The organism is Curtobacterium sp. B8, from assembly GCF_000333315.1.
Taxonomy (GTDB): Bacteria; Actinomycetota; Actinomycetes; order Actinomycetales; family Microbacteriaceae; genus Curtobacterium; species Curtobacterium luteum.
The window spans coordinates 1-1,456 of sequence record NZ_BACW01000047.1 but is presented as its reverse complement, the minus strand read 5'-3'; the positions used below and the strand labels follow the sequence as shown (position 1 = coordinate 1,456).

Genomic DNA, 1,456 nt, shown 5'->3' with positions numbered 1-1,456 from the left:
TGCAGGCCGCGCTCGACGTCGGGTACTGGAACGCGGGGAACCCGGACCCCCTCACGGTCGCGGTCGTCAACAAGAACCAGGACATCACCGTCGAGGGCGACGTGGCCGACGCCCAGTCGATCGACATCAAGGGTGGCAACTACGTCATCTACTGGTTCAAGGGTGCCGGCAAGATCACCAAACAACGGCGACGGCGGCTGGCTGAACTGGGGTGCGTTCGGGAACATCGAACGCATCGACAACGTCATCCACGTCAACGGCGGCTGACCCTCAGCCCCTGACGAGCACCCCCTGCGACCTCGGTCTCAGGGGGTGTCGTCGTCCGTGCGGGCAGCTGCGCCGAGCTCGGGCGGTCGTCGCGATCCCCCGGGGCCGTGGGCACGAGCGCGGATCCACCCCCGCACGAAGGCGACCGACACCAGGGCCGTCCGGTTCGGCGCCCTCCAGGTGCGCATCAGTCGCCCGAGGTGCCACGCGACGGCCTGACGGCTGTAGGACGTCTCGCTGGCGATCTGGTCGTTCGAGAGTCCCTGTGCGGCGAGCGCCAGCATCCGTTCCTCGGATTCGTCGAGCCCGGGCGCCCGAGCCACGAGCTCGATCTCGCCCGCATCGACCTCCGCCGGGGTGGTGCCCGCCACCCGTCCACGCTCCTGCGACCACGCCTCCGCCCAGCACGAGCCGAGCTCGTGGGCGACGAGGGACGCCCGGCTCATCGCGAGCATCGTGCGCGCCGCGCGGTCCGCCGGCCCCGCATGGTCACGGACAGCCGTGTGCATCACGAGGGCGAAGACCCGGATCGCCGGCAGCGCGCCACGGAGCACGACCGAGAGGTCCACCCGGGGATCCTCGGCACGGGCAGCAGCCACCCGCCGGAGCCGATCGAGGCTCCCCGGGTCGACCGGCTCACCACGTTCGACCGCGCGCAGGGCAGCGGGCAGGACGATCGGCACGATCTCGGTGTACCGCTCCCGGAGCCAGTCGTGCCCCTGGCGGCGGATGCCGTGCAGCGGGGGCTCGAGCAGGAGCGCCTCGAACTCCGCGCACCGCTCGTCGAGCGACAGACCCAACCGCTCACCGGGGAGCAGCGTGGCCGGCCGCTGGGCGTCGTCGCGCTCGGTCGTCATCGTGGCTCGACCGTATCCGGACGACACCTGTCGTGTCCGGTCGTTCACCGGGAGTTCGTTCTTAGGGCCGCCACAGGGTCCTGCTGCGGTGTGCATGATCCCGCTGCCGAGTCTGATCGGCATGACGGAGACGAACCAGACCCTCGACATCGACATCGTCGTCCCCTGCTACAACGAGCAGGACACGCTCGCGACGCACGTCCGACGGCTGCACACCTTCTGCCGCACCTCGCTGCACCACACGTGGCGGATCACGATCGCGGACAACGCGTCGACCGACGACACCGCTCGCATCGCCGACGACCTGGCGGACATGCTCCCGGAGGTCCGGG

The 1,456-nt window shown here is 70.4% G+C and carries 2 protein-coding genes and 1 pseudogene; 2 read left to right on the top strand and 1 reads right to left on the bottom strand.

The genetic code is table 11. From position 1 onward, the window contains the following. Nucleotides 1–281, top strand: a pseudogene (locus I59_RS18840) (hypothetical protein); the annotation flags it as partial. A gap of 24 nt (nucleotides 282–305) precedes the next feature. Here I59_RS18840 and I59_RS01355 read toward each other — a convergent pair. Beyond that, nucleotides 306–1,124: a helix-turn-helix transcriptional regulator gene (locus I59_RS01355; RefSeq protein ID WP_187289771.1), complete on the bottom strand. Its 819-nt coding sequence runs from the start codon at nucleotides 1,122–1,124 to the stop codon at nucleotides 306–308. Nucleotides 1,125–1,245: 121 nt separating this feature from the next. Here I59_RS01355 and I59_RS01350 point away from each other — a divergent pair. Further along, nucleotides 1,246–1,456 (top strand): glycosyltransferase (locus tag I59_RS01350; protein WP_261976485.1); only part of this gene is annotated, 211 nt, incomplete at its 3' end.